Origin of the sequence: Bacillus sp. L75 (genome assembly GCF_003676355.1) — a bacterium.
Lineage (GTDB): Bacteria > Bacillota > Bacilli > Bacillales > Bacillaceae > Bacillus > Bacillus velezensis.
The window spans coordinates 1-1,357 of the sequence record NZ_ML064937.1; the positions used below are offsets into that span (position 1 = coordinate 1).

General features: G+C 32.3%; 1 protein-coding gene. It reads left to right on the top strand.

Annotated features, from left to right (window positions below; translation table 11 throughout):
- Positions 1–35: 35 nt before the first annotated feature.
- Positions 36–1,357, top strand: a 1,322-nt coding sequence (locus tag D5S11_RS19635; protein WP_241211477.1) for a condensation domain-containing protein, incomplete at its 3' end; no start/stop codon positions are given.

Consider the following 1,357-nt stretch of genomic DNA (forward strand, 5'->3'; position numbering starts at 1 on the left):
ATGACAACTTTTTTGAATTAGGCGGCAATTCCATATTGATCATTAATTTAATTACTGCTATTGAGGATCGTTTATTTATTAAATTAGATTTTAAAAATTTTATATCCAACAGTACCATTGAGAAACTAGCAAAAGTTATCAGTGTCTCTGAAAGAAAAAGTAAAACAAATAGTAATGTGATGGAAATTCAAGCTGATATCAAGCATAAAAATACGGAATTCGATTTAACTAACGTTCAAATGGCTTATCTAATGGGAAGAGATAAACAATTTGAACTTGGTGGCACCTCAACGCATGCTTATTTAGAAATTGAGACTGAGCTGAATATTGAAAAACTCAACAAAAGTTTACAAAAAGTAATAGATCATCAAGACATGCTGCGCGCGGTCATTCTTCCGAATGGAAGGCAAAAGATTCTTCAACAAGTCCCTCAGTATGAAATATCTGTACAGGATATTAGTCAATTAAGTGATATAGAACAAGAGAAGAAAATTGCAGAAGAAAGAGACAGAACATCACATCATATCTTTAATCCAAATGAGTGGCCTTTATTTGAATTCAAAGCCTTGAAAATTCAAGGGGATAAACATAGATTATTTTTCGACATCGATATGTTAATAGCTGATGGAGCCAGCATCCAGCTTTTATTTAAACAGATATCTGAATTGTATAATGGAAAAGATGAAATGGTACCATTGGAAATAAGCTATAGAGATTATATGTTAGCATACCAAAAAGTCAAGACCACTCAAAAATATGAAAATGATAAAGCCTATTGGTTAAGTCAGCTCGAAGATTTTCCAAAAGCACCTGCGGTGCCATTAAAAGAAAGATTAGATGCAATAAGCAAGCCAACTTTCAAAAGAAAATCTAAAATAATTGACAAGCTTCTATGGGAAACACTTTGTAAAAAAGCTGCAAGCTATAATATTACACCTGCAATAATATTATTTACAGCTTACGCAAAAGTGTTGTCGAAGTGGAGTAACCAACAAAACTTAGCGGTAAATACAACAGTATTTAATAGACAGCCTCTCCATAAACAAGTTAATGATATAATAGGTGATTTTACATCGCTGATTATGTTAAAAGCGAGTTTTGAGAAAAAAATGAACTTTTGGGAGGAGGCAAAAAAGGTTCAGGTTACTTTCATGGAAGCGCTTGAACATAGAGACTATGATGGAGTTGAATTTATAAGAGAATATGCTAGATATAATAATTTAAAGCACAAAAGTGCGACAATGCCAGTAGTGTTCACCAGTATGTTATTTGGAAACATGTTTAATCTTAATAATAATGATCTATTGAATATTGGTGAGTTAAAAATGGCAGTCAGCCAGACATCACAAGTTTATCT